Source organism: Halomonas sp. ISL-56 (assembly GCF_018612805.1).
Lineage (GTDB): Bacteria > Pseudomonadota > Gammaproteobacteria > Pseudomonadales > Halomonadaceae > Vreelandella.
This window is the reverse complement of the sequence record NZ_JAGGRO010000015.1, coordinates 1-16,873: the sequence shown is the minus strand read 5'-3', so window position 1 is coordinate 16,873 and position 16,873 is coordinate 1. Positions and strand designations below refer to the sequence as shown.

Genomic DNA, 16,873 nt, shown 5'->3' with positions numbered 1-16,873 from the left:
TTCGGGGATGATCGTCCATATAGATGAGAAGGATCTCAAATAATGGAATGGCTCAACAATAACGCTCAAGCAATCTCGGCGGTAGCAAGTATTTGCACGCTCTTTGTATGGGTATTTTATGCCCAACTGCTTTATAACGGCTATGTGCGGCAACGCCGACCTCGCGTGATCATTAATCGTGGCAGAGGTATTGGCATGAACTCTGTCTGCTTAATCAGCAATATGAGCAGTGAAGCGATCTACGTTCAGCATCTGGTAGCGGTACTGCATACCCTAAAGCGCAGCTACTCCCTGGATGTAGTGGAGTATCAGCAGCATGGTGGCAAACAGCAAGAAGCCGACTATCGCACCCATCAAGGCCCACTAGCTTCTGGGGATTATCTCAACATTCAATCCTTTGGCGATATTGTCAATCAGGTCAGAGACTATTGGGAAATTGAGGATAGCCTGCTGCAAGAGCAAAATATTCAACTTGAAATTCGCGTTATCGCCATTTACGGGTCCGAAGATATGCCGACCGGGGCAGCGCGAACCTTCAACCTTGACTTGCACGCACCACCCAATCATCAATTGATTCCTGCTAGTGTCGATACCGATCGACTCAATAGCCGTGGTCAACGTAAGCGTGTACTGGAGTGGGCGAAAGAGATTGAAACCCACAAAGCACGCTGAAACCTCACTATCGCTAAGCGGCGACGCGCCCCAATAACGAGACTATCGACGATGCATAAACTAGTAACCCTCTGTTGGCTTGGCATACTCACTACGGTATCGATAAATGTGTATGCCGAAGAGGAAGATAGTGACTTACCCGAGTGGGCGGAAGAGCGCATTGAGCCGTTTCGTGAGAGCGTAGGCAACTGGGTAGACAACACATCGCGCCGCATTGATGGATTCTTTGGCACTGACGATCATATGCAGGTCAACAACGAGTCCTATCTTCGTTTTGGCCAAGAAATTGATTGGATGGAGGGCGACGGCACTCGTGGCGATACCACCCTTCGTTACCGTATTGATTTACCTACCTCAGAGGATCGTCTGCGACTGGTCATCGAGAGTGATCCCGAAGAGTCACAAGGCACTCTAGAAGAGCAAGGCTCCGGACGCCTTGCCAATGACCAGCGTGACCGTCGCAGTTCTACGCTCGGCCTGGATTGGCTAGAAAGCCGCGACAAACGCGAAAGCTGGAGCAATCGGGTGGGTGCCGGTGTTCGCCTGCGCCTCCCCCTTGACCCCTATGTGCGCTTTACCAGCGAGCGTCTGTGGCAACTGGGCGAAGGGCCGTGGCAACTTGAGTCGAATAACCGTGTTTCATGGTTCAACAATGACGGCTACTCAGCTCGCACACGCTGGGATATCGGCCGCCCGCTGAGCGAACGTCGTCACTTGCGCTTTATCACTACCGTCCAGTGGCGAGAGGAAGAAGATAAACTGGAGTACAGTGAAGTTGCCGAAATCAATCACCGCATCAACCGGCGCAGCGCACTGCGCTACTCAGCCATAGCCATCGGTGAAAGCGCCTCCAACCCCCGCATGACCAATTACTACCTGCAGACACGCTACCGCCGCGATATTCATAAAGGCATTCTATTCGCCGATGTGATTCCAGAGCTACATTTCCAGCGCGATGTTAGCTACGACTCTCGCTGGGCAATGACACTGCGCTTGGAGATGTACTTTCAGCGCAAAATTAGCCGCGACTATTTTTAAGTCAATAAAGTCATCCTTGTGGGCGGCCGTATTGGGCCGCCTACTTATTCAGCAAACTATTCAGCAAACACCGCGTGGCCCCAACGACAATCCTATAGCCGCAACCCACCATCGCACTCAATGATGCGTCCGGTGAAGTAGTCGTTCTCCATAATGAAGGCAACACTTTGGGCAATATTATCGGGCTCACCCAAACGCTTTAACGGTACGCTTGAAGAAATACGCTCCAACATATCAGGGCGCATCGCAGCGGTCATTTCGGTTGCTACAAACCCCGGCGCTACCGTGCCGGTACGGATACCATAGCGGGCCAACTCCTGGCTCCAGGTAACCGTCAGCGCATGCACACCCGATTTGGAGGCAGCGTAGTTACTTTGCCCCATATTGCCCGCCCGAGAAATACTGGAGATATTGACAATCACGCCCTCATGCCCAGCTTCAATCATCTGGGTAGCGGCCTCGCGGCCACATAGGAAAACACCGGTTAAATTGACATTAATAACGTTTTGCCAAGCATCCAAGGACATGCGTTTTTCCACTTTCCCCTCTTTGGCCTTTACCAGCAGCGCATCCTGGGTGATGCCTGCATTATTAACACAGCCGCTGATCGGGCCCATACGTTGCGCGATATCCGCAAACGTCTGAGTCACGGAGGTCTCCTCGGCGACGTTGACAATAAACGCCTGGGCATCGATACCTTCAGCGGAAAGCTGAGATACCGCTTGATCAAGTGCTTCAGCGCTCATATCCAAGAGCGCCATACGTGCGCCCTGCTTGCCTAAACGCAGCGCCATGGCGTAGCCCAACCCGCGTGCCCCACCCGTGACTGCAATTACCTTATCGTTAAGTACCATTTGTGACTCCTTACAGCAGATGAAATCAGCTTCATTGTGCACTGCAGCATAGAAGATTTATTGGCATAAATCGAGTTACATCCCCCGCTGGAATGCACAATGCGTACTGCTTGCTATTTATATTTATGCCACCATATTACGTAATGACGACGGTTATCGAGCCGCTTTCTGGCGTTTTTGGGAGTTAGCCATGCCTATTGTTATTTTTATATCACTGTTTACGCTACTTGATTTTGTGGTTCTGTTTTCTATTGGTAGCCATATTGGCTTGCTCACGACGCTACTTTTGGTGCTTGGCACCGGTTTTGTCGGGCTTCACCTGATTCGCAAACAGGGGGTCTCCACCTTTGCGCGAGCACGCCAGCGCATGCAGGCTGGCGAAATCCCTTCCAGCGAGCTATTAACCGGCGCTGCGCTTATTTTCGGCGGTGCCTTATTAATGGCGCCAGGCTTTTTGTCTGATGCGCTAGGTTTGGCGTGCTTAATTCCCAACGCACGCCAGTTGATGCTCAAGGCCCTGACCTGGCTGGGGCTTAAAAAAGTTGTCGGGCAACAACAAGGCCCAAGTGCTTCATCAGTTCGGCCTGATGAATATCAAAACGGTCAATCGTCACAACAGGATGGCCCAATTGAGGGGGATTTTATAAGCAGAGATGAGCCCCCGCGCCGTCGTTAAGGTTTCCTTCGAAAGAAAATCAGCGAAAAAGCAATTTTTTATTACCCTCCCCCCTTGAAAGGTCATCCGTAGCCCCCATTTTTCATCCAGCACACAAATTCGGTGGCAATCCAAACGGTAGCTGCCATTAACAATGAAGACTGTGAGGTCTTCGCTTCTCGCGGGTTACTCCCTCGAGAACACTTTTTAGCTAACCGCCCTTGTCAGGGCTTCAACCATACTCAGGAGAACGTGAATGAATATCCGTCCTTTGCACGATCGTGTCATCGTCCGTCGCGTTGAAGAAGAGCAGAAAACCGCAGGCGGCATCGTGCTTCCGGGCAATGCAGCAGAAAAACCGACGCGTGGCGAAATCCTCGCCGTCGGTAATGGTCGCATTCTGGAAAATGGCGATGTCCGTCCGCTAGACGTTAAGGTTGGCGATAACGTGATCTTTAAAGATGGCTATGGCGTCGAAAAGCAAAAAATCGACGGCGAAGAAGTCTTGATCATGAGCGAAGCCGATATTCTTGCCGTTGTTGAAGGCTAATAATCGCTGTTGCTCACAATTTTTAGTGGGCGCCTCGAATCATAACTTTCACGTTTTTGCATTCAATTTAGGAAGTAGCAGATATGTCAGCTAAACAAGTTAAGTTTTCAGATGATGCCCGTAAACGTATGGCACGCGGTGTCGACGTTCTTGCCAACGCGGTAAAAGTTACCCTCGGCCCGAAAGGCCGTAACGTAGTATTGGAAAAATCCTTCGGCTCCCCCACCGTGACTAAAGACGGTGTTTCGGTCGCCAAAGAGGTCGAACTAAAAGACAAGTTTGAAAACATGGGCGCTCAGATGGTTAAAGAAGTCGCTTCACAGACTTCTGATGCTGCAGGTGACGGCACAACCACCGCTACTGTTCTTGCCCAGGCGATTATCGCAGAAGGCCTGAAAGGCGTAACAGCGGGTATGAACCCGATGGATCTTAAGCGCGGCATAGACCAAGCCGTTGCTGCTGCCGTTAAAGAAATCAAAGCAATGTCTGTACCGTGCACCGACACCAAGTCGATTGCTCAGGTAGGTACTATCTCTGCTAACGGTGACAAGCGCATCGGTGAAATCATCGCTGAAGCGATGGAAAAAGTCGGCAAAGAAGGCGTCATCACTGTTGATGAAGGCCGTGGTTTTGAAGACGAGCTGGAAGTGGTTGAAGGTATGCAGTTTGATCGCGGCTACCTGTCTCCTTACTTCGTTACCAACCAGGACACCATGACGGTTGAACTGGAAGATCCTTATATCCTGTTAGTGGATAAAAAGATCTCCAACATCCGTGAACTGCTGCCGGTATTAGAAGCCGTTGCTAAGCAAGGCAAGCCGCTGGCCATCATCGCTGAAGACATCGAAGGCGAAGCACTGGCAACGCTGGTTGTTAACAACATGCGCGGTATCGTTAAAGTAGCCGCTGCTAAAGCGCCTGGTTTCGGTGACCGTCGTAAATCCATGCTGCAGGATATCGCTATTCTGACCAACGGCACGGTCATCTCTGAAGAAGTCGGCCTAACGCTTGAGCAAGCGAACCTGGATCACCTGGGTACCGCTAAGCGTATGACCATGTCGAAAGAAAACACCACCATCATTGATGGCGCTGGTGCAGAAGGCGATATCGAAGCACGCGTTAACCAAATCCGCGCGCAAATCGAAGACACCTCTTCTGACTACGACAAAGAGAAGCTGCAAGAGCGCGTTGCCAAACTGGCAGGCGGTGTTGCCGTTATCCGCGTCGGTGCTGCCACCGAAGTGGAAATGAAAGAGAAGAAAGCCCGCGTTGAAGACGCCCTGCACTCTACTCGTGCAGCCGTTGAAGAAGGCGTCGTACCTGGTGGCGGTACCGCACTGGTTCGCGTTATGGCGAAAGTACAAGGCCTGACGGGCGACAACGAAGACCAGAACCACGGTATCAACATGGCGCTACGCGCTATGCAGTCACCGCTGCGTCAGATCGTTGCTAACGCTGGTGAAGAGCCCGCCGTTGTTATCAACCGTGTGAAAGATGAAACCGGCAACTTCGGCTACAACGCACAGACCGGCGAGTACGGCGATCTGTTCGAAATGGGTGTTCTGGATCCTGCTAAAGTAACCCGCACTGCACTGCAGTCCGCTGGTTCTGTTGCTGGCTTAATGATCACCACCGAGTGCATGATCGCAGAAGATCCGGAAGAGAAAGACGCTGCACCTGATATGGGTGGCATGGGCGGAATGGGTGGCATGGGCGGCATGATGTGATGCACCCCTGAGCTCTTTGCTCTATTGACGGCTAGCCTTTTAGCTGTCACCAAGAACCCCGCCTTGTGCGGGGTTCTTGCGTTTTTATAGGTCGCTACTAACGACTCCACGCACTATATACCCCACCCACTGCTTAGCGCTTACATGGTACTATCAGCGCGATTTTTATTAAGGCTATAGGGCGAAATCAGCGCATGCTGCAGCATATTCGTATCGTACTCGTACAGACCTTCCACCCTGGCAACATTGGCGCAGCCGCGCGCGCCATGAAAACCATGGGCTTAACCGAGCTGGTATTGGTTAATCCACGCATGTTCCCGGATGAAGAGGCTACCCGGCTTGCTGCTGGGGCTACCGATGTGCTCGAAAACGCACGGGTGGTTACGTCGTTGGAAGAGGCTGTCAGCGACTGCGTTCAAGTCGTGGGGGCTAGTGCCCGCTTACGCAGCCTGCCCTTACCGCATTTTGACGAACCCGATGAGATGGCGGCGGACGTTATTCAAAACGCTGTGACTGCACAGGTCGCGCTGGTATTTGGGCGCGAACGCTCGGGACTGACAAATGATGAGATCCGCTGCTGCACGCACCAAGTCAGCATTCCCGCCAATCCTGATTACGGCATTCTGAATTTATCCCAGGCGGTACAGATACTGGCTTACGAAGTACACCGCGCCTGGCGTAAAGGTGAGGAGAGCGGCTTTGCTTATCAGCGCCCACTGGAGGCAACGCCGCCCAGCCGCGAACAGTTCCTACACTTTCAAGCACATCTGGGCCGCTTGATGCAGGAGAGCGGCTTTTTAACCCAGCCCCACGCCCGCACTGAAGAACAGCTTCAAGCCCTCTTTGCCCGCGCTCAGCCCAGCCGCAAAGAGCTTTCGCTTTTGCGAGGGCTATTAAGTGCGTTTGAAAGTCATATTCCTCAAAAATAATTCACTAAAGCTAATTCACTAAAACTAATTTACTAAAACTATAAGGGACAACACCCGTGGTTGCCCCTTTTTAGTTTTAACAGTGTCTTGTTTACCCCCAGTGTCAGGATAAGTGTCGCACCCTCTGATATTCTTTCTTAAACATTGATCAGGGGGCCAAAGGAGACACTCATGCCTCGCTATTCAGATGAACGTCGACAAGCGGTGGTGGCCAAGTTACTGCCGCCCCATCATCTGTCACCCCATGTGATTGCAGCACAGGAAGGCATCTCGTTAGCCACTGTTTATAAATGGCGTAAAGAAGCGCGGGCTAATGGAAAATGCTTACCAGATGCCTTGGGCAAAGGCGCTGATGGCTGGTCTTCCCGTGATAAATTTAGCGCTGTTGTTGAGACGGCTTCAATGAATGCTCACGACGTGGCTGAGTATTGCCGCCGTCGCGGCCTCTATCCGGAACACTTGGAGCAATGGCGCCATGACTGTGAACAGGCGGCCAGCTTGTCACAGTCAGAACGCCAGCGTGAGGCAGATGAGCTCAAACAGCAGCGCAAACGCATTAAAGCACTGGAGAAAGAACTGGCTCGCAAGAACAGTGCGTTAGCCGAAACAGCGGCCTTGTTAACGCTGCGAAAAAAAGCAGCGGCGATCTGGGGGGACGAGGACGAATGATTAGCACCCCTGATCGCCGACATGCCATTGCGCTGATCGATGATGCCCGTGCTCAAGGTGCACGTTTGGCAGCCGCCTGCCATGAACTGGGCATGAGTGCTCGGACGTATCAACGCTGGACACGCGACGGTGGACTTCGCGAAGATCAGCGGCCTTTGGTTGAGCGGCCCACACCGGCGAATGCGCTCACGCCGATAGAGGAGCAGGAAATTCTCGACACCTGCCACCGGCCAGACTATGCCCACTTGCCACCGGAACAGATCGTGGTAAGGCTGTTCGATGAGGAAGCGCGCTACCTTGCCTCACCTTCCAGCTTCTATCGCGTGTTGCATAAACATAAAGAAGTGATCCATCGGGGTCGTGCCAAGTCGCCGAAGCGTCACGCCCGATCAACGACGTATCAGGCGACGGCACCTAACCGCGTCTGGACGTGGGACGCGACCTGGCTGGGTGGCCCCATCAAAGGTGAGTATTACTATCTTGTCATGATGCTCGATATTTACAGCCGCAAAATCATCGGCTGGGAAGTCTTCCTCGCGGAATCGGCCCATAACTCCCGCACGGTTCTGGAACGTGCGGTGCTGGCTGAGAAGGTCGTCGATCAACCCTTGGTACTTCATGCCGATAATGGCAGTCCGTTTAAGGGGGCCACGTTACTAGAGAAGCTACATGAACTAGGCATCACCCCCTCGTTCAGTCGCCCACGGGTCAGCAACGACAACCCCTACTCGGAGTTGCTGTTTCGTACGTGCAAGTATCGTCCCTGTTATCCAACCAATGGCTTCGCCCATGTCGATGCTGCACGGAAGTGGGTAGCTGGCTTCGTTCAGTGGTACAACCACGAGCACCGCCATAGCGGAATCCGCCTCGTCACCCCCGCACAGAGGCACGCGAGTCAGGACACGGAAATACTGATTAAGCGCGACCAAATCAACCGAGCGGCGCGCAACGCCAACCCAGCGCGATGGAGCGGGAACACCCGAAACTGGACACCTGTGAAGACAGTATCACTTAACCCAGAAAGAGAGCTGAGTGTTACGGTAAACGAATCAGAAAAGAAGGCTGCATAAATATAGTCAGAGACGACAACTTACTTGACGATTACCGTTTACCAACAACGCTTTTAGAGCATCATCGCCGCTAACCAGCCAAAGCCCACTAACGGAATGTTGTAGTGCAAAAATGTCGGCACGACGCTATCCCACATATGATCATGCTGACGGTCAACATTAAGGCCTGAAGTGGGCCCCAAGGTTGAATCAGACGCTGGTGAACCCGCATCGCCCAATGCCGCCGCCGTGCCCACCAATACAACAGTGGCCATGGGCGAGAAGCCAAACTGTACCGCCAAGGGCACAAAGATGGCGGCAATAATCGGAATCGTTGAGAACGATGAGCCAATCCCCAGGGTAATAAATAGCCCTACCAGCAGCATCACCAACGCTGCTAAACCACGGTTATCGCCAAATAGCGCAAAGGCCCCTGACACCAAAGCGTCAATCTCACCGGTGGTTTTCATGACTTCCGCGAAGCCCGCAGCAGAAATCATGATAAAACCGATCAGTGCCATCATCCGCATACCACTGGTAAACAGATCGTCCGCTTCACGCCATTTAAAGATCCCGCCCATTGAAAGCAGGCCAATCCCAACCAAACCACCCAATATCATCGAACCGCTATAAAGTTGAAGACCAAGTGCCGCGACGATGGCCATTCCTGACATTACCAACCCCAGCATATGCGGCTGAGCAGGCGTATGCCCTTCAGTCACGTTGGCGTTAGCCATATCTTGGGCCTGGTATTCTCGCGGGCGGCGATAGCTCCAAAACAGCGCAACGATTAACCCCAGCGCCATGCCGCCTACGGGTATCGCCATTGCCATAGGCACCATACCCCGGGTAATTTCCAATCCTAACGGCTCCCCGGCGGTATTTAAGTTGGCCAAGAGAATATCATTTAGAAAGATCGCCCCAAACCCTACTGGCAGCAGCATATAAGGCGCCGTTAAACCAAAGGTGAGTGCACACGCTACCGCACGGCGATCCAACTTTAAGCGGTTCATTACGGTTAACAGCGGCGGAATTAACACGGGAATAAAGGCGATATGCACCGGGATTGCATTCTGTGAAGAAATCGCTACCAGCAATACCGCCGTGAGCAGCAACATTTTGACCCTCGCCTGTTGCGCGGCGGTGGCCTCTTCTTTCCCCAGCAGCGTAATCAAACGATTCGCCAGCATATCCGGCAATCCGGAGCGGGAGATCGCCACCGCGAAGGCGCCCAAGGTGGCATACGCCAGCGCCACTTGCGCCCCGCCACCAACGCCTTGATTAAAGGCATCCAGAGTTTGTTCTAATGACAATCCGCCCACTAGACCACCAACTAAAGCACCCACCACAAGAGCAAATACCACCGAGACACGTGCAAGCGACAGTGCCACCATCACCAGCACCGCAAGAATTACTGCATTCATGAAAATTCCTAGAGCTATTGAGAGGTCATTAACGGCGAAGGTGGCGGATTTTAGCAGATTAAATAGGTAAACCTAAGGCCACGTTTAATGCTTCACGCATTACGACTTTAGTCGCGACACCATTGCTGCATTGCACCACACTACCTACCATCGATCATCTGCTTAATTTCAGCGTCGGCTACTTTACCGTTTGCTTAGGAGCTCGCATGAGCATACTTGCGATTGTCATTTCACTGCTTTTATTAATGTTCCTCGCGTACCGAGGCATTTCAGTGCTGCTGCTGGCGCCTCTCATGGCATGTTTAGCGGTGCTGCTCTCTGGCGATGCTGCGTTTTTATTGCCGATCTACACCGACACCTTCATGGGCGCGCTGGGCAACTATGTTATTCAGTTCTTTCCACTGTTTTTATTAGGGGCTCTCTTTGGTCAGCTAATGGCCGATTCTGGTGCCGCTCAATCGATTGCGAACGGAATTGTCAAAAAGCTGGGCACTCACCATGTTGTGCTCACTGTCGTCATGGCCTGCGCGGTGCTCACCTATGGCGGCGTATCGCTGTTTGTGGTCGCCTTTGCCATTTATCCGATCAGTCGCGAGCTGTTTCGCAGCGCCAATGTGCCGAAGCGGCTGATTCCGGCTTCTATTGCGCTTGGCTCTTTTACCTTCACCATGACAGCTCTACCGGGTACACCTTCAATACAGAACGCGATCCCCATTCCTTATTATGAAACCAACAGCTTTGCAGCGCCTGGCCTGGGTATTATCGCCGGGCTGATTATGCTTGGGCTGGGAACTTTCTATCTTCAGTCACGGGTAAAAAAAGCGGCATCCAATGGGGAAGGATACGGCCAGCATACTGAGCGCGAAGCAGTTGCCAATGAAGAACAAGCAACTACCAGCCTCCCCCTGTGGCTGGCACTGATACCCATCATTATGGTAATTGGTTTGAATGCGCTGTTTACCTACGGTGTGTTTCCTGCCCTTGATTTAAGCTTTATCAGCGACGAGTTTGAAAACGTATCCCCGTCGGGTCAGAGCGGGCTTTGGGCTATTTTAATTGCCCTGCTGAGCGCTTCTGCATGGCTAATCATTACCCGCTGGAAGCACTGGCTGGATCTTAAGGAGAGCGTGAATAAAGGTTGCTTGGGTTCGCTACTACCAATTTTTAACACTGCTTCCGAGGTAGGTTACGGCGCGGTCATCGCAAGTTTGGCAGGCTTTGCCATCATTCGCGATGCGGTGCTTACGGCTTCACCTGGCAACCCATTGATTTCAGAAGCCATGGCGATGAGCGTGCTGGCGGGGATCACCGGCTCCTCTTCCGGCGGGCTATCAATTGCGCTAGAAACCTTGGGCAGCGAATACTTAGCCATGGCGCAACAAGCTGGCATTAGCCCTGAGCTAATGCACCGGGTGGCGACGCTTGCTGCAGGCGGCATGGATACGCTGCCCCACTCGGGTGCCGTTATCACGCTGCTGGCTATTTGCGGTCTAAACCATCGTCAGTCCTACGGCAACGTTGCCATGGTGACCATCGCTCTACCCGTCATCGCGCTGGTTAGCGTCATTATCCTAGGAACACTTTTTGGTAGCTTCTAAAAGCTCACAACGCATGCGATAGTGACTAACTAACTGTTAGCCTGCCAATAAAGAGAACACCATGGCATTCGTTCGCAACCACTCACTGCTGTTGATTATATTAGGAAGCCTGGTCATCTCGACGGCCATGGGCTTACGCCATGGCTTCGGGCTCTTTATGGAACCACTCAGCAGCGAGCTGGGCTGGGGACGTGGCGTATTTGCCTTTGCCCTCGCCTTACAAAACCTGGTTTGGGGCTTATCGCAACCCTTTACCGGGGCACTGGCGGATCGCTTCGGTGCAGCCAGAATTATTGTTGCTGGCGGTTCACTGTATGCCTTGGGACTGCTGTTTATGAGCCTCTCTACTTCAGAGCTAGGCATGACAGTCAGTGCCGGGCTATTGATTGGCCTTGGCCTCTCTGGCACTACATTCTCGGTCATTTTAGGCGCAGTGGGCCGCGCAGTGGCGCCTGAAAAGCGTAGTATGGCTATGGGTATTGTCAGCGCGGCAGGCTCGTTTGGTCAGTTCGCCATGCTGCCCGGCACCCTTGGCCTGCTCGAGTGGCTAGGCTGGGCGGCAGCGCTTATGGCGATGGCGGCTATCGCAACCATCATCATTCCTCTGGGGGCAATGCTCCGCGATAAGCCCTCCGCCAAAACGGCCTCCGATTTAAGCTTGAAAGATGCACTCAACGAAGCGGCAGGCCAAAAAGGGTTCTGGTTGCTCTGTTTAGGCTTTTTTGTCTGCGGCTTTCAGGTGGTTTTCATTGCCGTGCACCTACCCGGCTACTTATTCGATAACGGCCTAGCGGTGCAGGTGGGCACGACGGTTTTAGCGTTAGTGGGACTGTTTAATATTGTTGGCACTTATACTGCGGGCTGGATGGGCGGCATCTGGTCAAAACCCAAGCTGCTCACTTGGCTCTATTTGATTCGTGGCGTGGTGATTACCGCGTTTGTTTATTTGCCGTTAAGCCCTATCAGCGCTTACCTATTCGGTATCGTCATCGGGTTGCTATGGCTCTCCACCGTGCCACTAACCAACGGCATCGTGGCTTCCGTGTTTGGTGTTCGTCACCTCTCCATGCTGGGTGGCATCGTATTTCTATTTCACCAGCTTGGCTCTTTTATGGGCGTCTGGCTGGGCGGCTATTTTTATGACCTTACTGGCAACTACAATACGGTCTGGCAAATGGCTATCGTGCTCTCTGTTGTGGCAGCTGCGCTACATTGTTTTATAAGTGAAAAACCACTTGAGCGTGCAACGCCAACCAAGGTAAGGCCATGAATGCTGCCAAAACGTTGTCTATTCTGCTCTTAGCAGTCGCCCTGCTTGCCAGCTTGGCATTAGCTTGGTGGGGTTGGCACAGTTTAGACCCGTCGCTGCTGCTATTGGGCAGTCGGCTGTGTTAGCGCTAACTCATACGCCAGCGACGCCACTGGCGAAGTATCAAACCGTGTTTAGGTGAGAATAGTAGGGCAAGAAAGAACCAACTGGTAGCAACCAATACAATGGTGCCACCAGAGGCAACGTCCATTACTACCGAAAGCCATAGCCCTATGACCGCCGAGCTTACCCCAACGCCCACTGAAATCAGCATCATGGTTTTAAAGCGGTCGGTCAGCATGTGCGCCGTTGCACCAGGGGTAATCAGCATTGCAACTACTAAAATGATACCCACCGTTTCCAAGCTCGCGACGATGGTGAGTGTTAACAGCAAGATCAAACCATAGTGAATAATGCTGGTATTAAACCCCAATGCTTGAGCCTGCTGGGGGTCAAAGGCGTATAGCAGCAGCGGGCGATAGGCGAGCCACACGACTAACAGGGCAATCACACTGGACACTAACGTTAGCAAGAGCGCCGATTGCTGAACACCCAGCACGTTGCCAAACAGGATATGCATGAGGTGGGTACTGGAGGCGATCTTGCTGATGATCACAATACCCAGCGCAAAAGCGCCGGTAAACATCAGGCCCATGGCCGCATCAGACTTAATCCGCGTATGTCGCTCAATAGCGCCAATACCCACCGAAGTCAGCGCACCGGTAATAAAAGCGCCAATAAAGAACGGCCAGCCCAACAGGTAGGCAATCGCCACCCCGGGCAGCACCGCATGAGAGATAGCATCCCCCAGCAGCGACCAGCGTTTAAGCACCACATAGCAGGATAAAATGCCGCAAATAGCACCCACCAGCACCGAGGTTAATAAGGCACGCTGCATAAAGGCGTACTGGAATGCATCTGAAACAGCGCTAGGCAGCAGATTGACAATGACCATCAACGCAGCGATGAGCCCACTCACCAAGGTGTCGCCAAACAGGCTCAGTGTCGTCATTAGTTCTGTCACGTTACTTACCCCTGAGCCGCCATAAAGGTAGAAGATGCTTCAGCGACGCGTACATTGTTCGCCGACTGCTCAATCGAGCTCACCGCCAGCTCAGCCAATTTGGCATCATTGAGCATGTCGTCAGGCGTCCCTACCCCACGGATAAAGCGGTTAATCAGCACCACATGATCAACATGCCGGCGAGCACCGGGCATATCGTGAGTCACCATAATAACCGTACGCCCTGCCTCTCGCTCCCGAGCAAGTACGCTTAAAATCAATCGCTCGCTGGGCGGATCCACGCCTGCCAACGGCTCATCAAGGAGCAAAATATTGGCCTGCTGGGCGAGAGCACGGGCTAGTAATACACGTTTTTTCTGCCCTCCTGAGAGCGCGCCAATAGGACGCTCCGCCAATGCCAACATATCAACTGCCCGCAGCGCTTCACACACAGCCTCACCATGGCGGGAATGGTACCAACGTGAAGGCAACAAACGTCGCCACAGTGGATCACTGCGCATATGCCCATAGCGACCGCCCATAACGGTCTCCCATACGGAAACAGGGAAATCCCACTCAATGGCTTCGCGCTGGGCCATGTAGGCGATATGTCCCGCTTTTCGGTGTATCTCAATCGGCTGATTAAACGCCTGAACACTCCCGCGCAACGCTTTCATGCTACCGGTAAGCACATGGAAAAGGGTGGATTTTCCTGCGCCATTCGGCCCCACAATGGCCGTCCATTTCCCCGCGGGGAACTGCAAATTAATGTCTTCCAAGACCGGCTGACGCTGATAGGCGGCGTAAAGACCTTTTATATTAATCGCCACTGGGGCGTCGCCAAAAGTGGTTGCCATAATCGTTTACTCAGTTGCCAACGTTTGGCGCAACAGCTCAACGTTGTGGCGCATCATGGTGAAATAATCACCCGCTTCACCCTCTGGCTCGCTAAGCGAGTCCACGTATAGCGGCCCCGCGACTTTAACGCCGGTATCCCGTGCCAGGCTGGTGACGTGGCGGTCAGAAATCGTGCTTTCCCAGAACAGCGCCGCCGGTTGGCGTTCATTAATCATATCCACTACCCGCATAAGCTGACGCGGTGAACCTTCGGTTTCGGCGTTGGTACCCCAGATACCGTCGTGTTCAAAATGGTAGGCATCAGAGAAGTATAAAAATGCGGCTTCGCTACTGAGCAGCACGCGGCGCCCTTCAGGTATCGCTTCTAAGCGCTCTTGTAGCTCAACATGCAGCGCATGCAGCGCTTCTTTCAGCGCTTCAGCACGCTGCTGAAACTCTTCAGCTCGCTGGGGAAGTAAATGCTCTAGCTCATTAGCGACGACCTGGACATAGGCTGACACTGCACGTGGATCCATCCATAGATGGGGATCTACATCGCCTTCCATGTCGCCGGTAATGATTGTCTGAGTCGGGTATTCAGAGGTTTCAGCAACCGCCACCAGCGGGGTTCCATCAACTACCGTTGCTTCGACCTGGGGCATCCACTGCTCTAACTGGTAGCCGTTGTAAAATACTATGTCTGCCGTTTCTAACGCAGCGAAATTACTGGGGGTTAATTCCCATTCGTGGACTTCAGCGCCAACCGGGGTTAATACCGAGATATTGGCATTCTCCCCTGCCACGCGAGCAACTATATCGCCAAGCACAGAAAACGTGACGGCCACATTCAAGGGAGACGTCGCACTCTCTTGCGCTTCTGCGCTGGTTAGCGCGGCGCTCAGCCATAGCGGTAGGCTTAAGGCTATACCCAGATTGCGCTTACTCATTGTCTCTCCTTTTTTGTGCATGACCGATAAGTAGACTGTAGCTCAACAAAAAAGCATTGTGCAAACAGTTTAGCCTTGGCTAACAATATTGCAAAAAAAATACGCTACTATTTCGAGTGCTACACCTAGTACCATTACAAATACTGTTCCAATTACTATCCAATGATTATTAACACTGCTTCCGATATAATTTGCCAATGACTGATTCTAATCCGAACGCTGCATTGACCGCCCCAAGCATTCCTGGTGATGCCCTACCGCCCGTGGAGCAGCATGCTCAGCAGTATGCAACGGTGCGTAATGCCCACGAAACCGAACTGATTGAAGACTACGTTGAGCTAATTGGCGACCTGCTGGCACACCGCGGCGAAGCACGCGCGGCGGACATTGCCAACCGTATGGCGGTCAGCCAGGCGACGGTTTCAAAAATGATTCGGCGTTTAAATGAGCTGGAGTTGGTTACTAGTAAGCCTTATCGCTCGCTGTTTCTAACCGAAGCGGGCCAAAAAATGGCGGAAACGTCACGCGCACGCCACGATATCGTGCTGCACTTTTTACGTGCCCTGGGGGTGAAAGATGCCACTGCGAGAATTGACGCTGAAGGCATGGAACACCATGTTAGCGACGAAACCCTTGCTATCATGCAGCGCTTTACTGAGCAGCAGCAAAACAACTAAAACCGCGGCTGCACAACGGTAGACAAAGTGCAGATGATTTACCTGAATTAAAGACGCTACAGCATAAAAATAAACGCCACGGCTTTTAATGTCATGATGAGCTTCCCACTACTTTAGCGGGCATCCCCAGCCGCCCGACGCCTGGCAGTTTCAGAGCAGGTCGCATCACGTCGACACCAAAGCTTAAGCCGAGGAGGTTGAGTTCAATGCCCTCCTCCAGCGCCAGCATCACGCCCACCACCCCGCCCAATGAGAGCTGATAACCGGTGCCACTCGGCGCAGCCGCAAACACGCTATTGAACATATAGTCCTTGCCAATAGCCGTTACCGGGAGCGCCACTTCGAAATCCGGCACCTCGCGTATTACCCAAGCAATAAAGCTGTTGCTGTTCGGGCCAGGCCATACTCGATACAGCTCAGCTTGAGGGTACTCAGCGACGGCAGCCTCTATCTGCGGTATTAACTGCGTAGCCGCATCGCCGCGGTAGTCCGCTAATAGTGTGGGTGGATTGCCAAACCAGGCTCGATCAGGCGTATCGATTGAAGATACCACTGTGGGACGGCGCCAGCTCAGCACTTGATGGAGTCGGTAGCTATCGGCACTTTCCGCCTTGGTTGCAATCCAGATATGTTCGCCAAACGCACCACGCCAGTTATAAGCACGGGCGGAATAGACCTGAACCACGGCTTCAAAACTCACCATGGGGTCAGGCGCTATACCCGCGGATGAACGATCCAGTGATGACCAATGACCATCAGTCACTACTTGATTACTCGCCAAAATCCAAACAGGCCCCGCCAGTAGTAGCGTCAAAAGCGCCACTAGAAAAAGCAGCCAACGCAGTAGCATTCTCATCGTATCATCCGTAACTGAAAGTTATCTGTTTGTTACCGCGATAGCTGACTTGGTGCAAGCGACGTCACCCCGTTCTCAG

17 protein-coding genes are annotated in these 16,873 nt (G+C 52.7%); 11 read left to right on the top strand and 6 right to left on the bottom strand.

Features of this window, described 5'->3' with window-relative positions; genetic code table 11:
• Positions 1 to 42: 42 nt before the first annotated feature.
• A complete protein-coding gene (locus J7J49_RS12470) occupies positions 43 to 672 on the top strand; it encodes a hypothetical protein (protein ID WP_215093013.1) in 630 nt (209 codons plus the stop codon).
• A gap of 51 nt (positions 673 to 723) precedes the next feature.
• Entirely contained in the window at positions 724 to 1,710 is a 987-nt protein-coding gene (locus J7J49_RS12465) for a hypothetical protein (protein ID WP_215093011.1), read from the top strand.
• A 92-nt stretch (positions 1,711 to 1,802) separates the two neighbouring features.
• On the opposite strand, the gene J7J49_RS12460 is transcribed toward J7J49_RS12465, so the two are convergent.
• The gene (locus tag J7J49_RS12460) at positions 1,803 to 2,564 is read right to left on the bottom strand and encodes an SDR family oxidoreductase (protein ID WP_215093009.1); all 762 of its coding nucleotides are present in this window, start codon (positions 2,562 to 2,564) and stop codon (positions 1,803 to 1,805) included.
• Positions 2,565 to 2,754: 190 nt separating this feature from the next.
• On the opposite strand from J7J49_RS12460, the gene J7J49_RS12455 reads away from it, so the two are divergent.
• The 5 genes from J7J49_RS12455 to J7J49_RS12435 all read left to right on the top strand — a co-directional run bounded on the left by J7J49_RS12455 (position 2,755) and on the right by J7J49_RS12435 (position 8,164).
• Complete coding sequence (locus J7J49_RS12455) at positions 2,755 to 3,240, top strand: FxsA family protein (RefSeq protein ID WP_215093007.1); 486 nt, start codon at positions 2,755 to 2,757, stop codon at positions 3,238 to 3,240.
• 235 nt (positions 3,241 to 3,475) lie between these two features.
• Positions 3,476 to 3,769, top strand: a complete 294-nt coding sequence (locus J7J49_RS12450; protein ID WP_027959273.1) for a co-chaperone GroES — start codon at positions 3,476 to 3,478, stop codon at positions 3,767 to 3,769.
• 83 nt (positions 3,770 to 3,852) lie between these two features.
• Positions 3,853 to 5,496, top strand: a complete 1,644-nt coding sequence (gene groL, locus J7J49_RS12445) for a chaperonin GroEL (RefSeq protein WP_215093005.1) — start codon at positions 3,853 to 3,855, stop codon at positions 5,494 to 5,496.
• A 194-nt stretch (positions 5,497 to 5,690) separates the two neighbouring features.
• Entirely contained in the window at positions 5,691 to 6,425 is a 735-nt protein-coding gene (locus tag J7J49_RS12440; protein WP_215093003.1) for an RNA methyltransferase, read from the top strand.
• A gap of 171 nt (positions 6,426 to 6,596) precedes the next feature.
• Positions 6,597 to 8,164, top strand: a protein-coding gene (locus J7J49_RS12435) for an IS3 family transposase (RefSeq protein ID WP_215093001.1) whose coding sequence is annotated in 2 segments (ribosomal slippage) — positions 6,597 to 7,062 and positions 7,062 to 8,164 — 1,569 coding nt in all. Because the reading frame shifts where the segments join, the coding sequence is not laid out codon by codon here.
• A 53-nt stretch (positions 8,165 to 8,217) separates the two neighbouring features.
• Here J7J49_RS12435 and J7J49_RS12430 read toward each other — a convergent pair.
• Positions 8,218 to 9,567: a Na+/H+ antiporter family protein gene (locus J7J49_RS12430; RefSeq protein ID WP_215092999.1), complete on the bottom strand. Its 1,350-nt coding sequence runs from the start codon at positions 9,565 to 9,567 to the stop codon at positions 8,218 to 8,220.
• Between the two features lie 206 nt (positions 9,568 to 9,773).
• On the opposite strand from J7J49_RS12430, the gene J7J49_RS12425 reads away from it, so the two are divergent.
• The 3 genes from J7J49_RS12425 (at position 9,774) to J7J49_RS22690 (ending at position 12,560) form a co-directional block, all read left to right on the top strand.
• Positions 9,774 to 11,165, top strand: coding sequence for a GntP family permease (locus J7J49_RS12425; RefSeq protein ID WP_064233018.1), 1,392 nt, complete (start codon positions 9,774 to 9,776; stop codon positions 11,163 to 11,165).
• A gap of 61 nt (positions 11,166 to 11,226) precedes the next feature.
• Entirely contained in the window at positions 11,227 to 12,435 is a 1,209-nt protein-coding gene (locus J7J49_RS12420; RefSeq protein WP_215092997.1) for an MFS transporter, read from the top strand.
• The gene (locus tag J7J49_RS22690; protein WP_276204768.1) at positions 12,432 to 12,560 is read left to right on the top strand and encodes a hypothetical protein; all 129 of its coding nucleotides are present in this window, start codon (positions 12,432 to 12,434) and stop codon (positions 12,558 to 12,560) included. Before J7J49_RS12420 ends, J7J49_RS22690 begins: the two co-directional genes overlap by 4 nt.
• A 2-nt stretch (positions 12,561 to 12,562) precedes the next feature.
• On the opposite strand, the gene J7J49_RS12415 is transcribed toward J7J49_RS22690, so the two are convergent.
• The 3 genes from J7J49_RS12415 to J7J49_RS12405 are packed head-to-tail and all read right to left on the bottom strand — an operon-like array spanning position 12,563 to position 15,261.
• A complete protein-coding gene (locus tag J7J49_RS12415; protein ID WP_064233020.1) occupies positions 12,563 to 13,486 on the bottom strand; it encodes a metal ABC transporter permease in 924 nt (307 codons plus the stop codon).
• Positions 13,487 to 13,503: 17 nt separating this feature from the next.
• Positions 13,504 to 14,334, bottom strand: coding sequence for a metal ABC transporter ATP-binding protein (locus J7J49_RS12410; protein ID WP_215092995.1), 831 nt, complete (start codon positions 14,332 to 14,334; stop codon positions 13,504 to 13,506).
• 6 nt (positions 14,335 to 14,340) lie between these two features.
• A complete protein-coding gene (locus J7J49_RS12405) occupies positions 14,341 to 15,261 on the bottom strand; it encodes a metal ABC transporter substrate-binding protein (protein ID WP_064233022.1) in 921 nt (306 codons plus the stop codon).
• 197 nt (positions 15,262 to 15,458) lie between these two features.
• Between J7J49_RS12405 and mntR the strand changes: the two genes are divergently transcribed.
• Complete coding sequence (mntR, locus tag J7J49_RS12400; RefSeq protein ID WP_064233023.1) at positions 15,459 to 15,938, top strand: manganese-binding transcriptional regulator MntR; 480 nt, start codon at positions 15,459 to 15,461, stop codon at positions 15,936 to 15,938.
• A 91-nt stretch (positions 15,939 to 16,029) separates the two neighbouring features.
• On the opposite strand, the gene J7J49_RS12395 is transcribed toward mntR, so the two are convergent.
• Entirely contained in the window at positions 16,030 to 16,794 is a 765-nt protein-coding gene (locus tag J7J49_RS12395; RefSeq protein WP_064233024.1) for a DUF3750 domain-containing protein, read from the bottom strand.
• Positions 16,795 to 16,873: the final 79 nt, after the last annotated feature.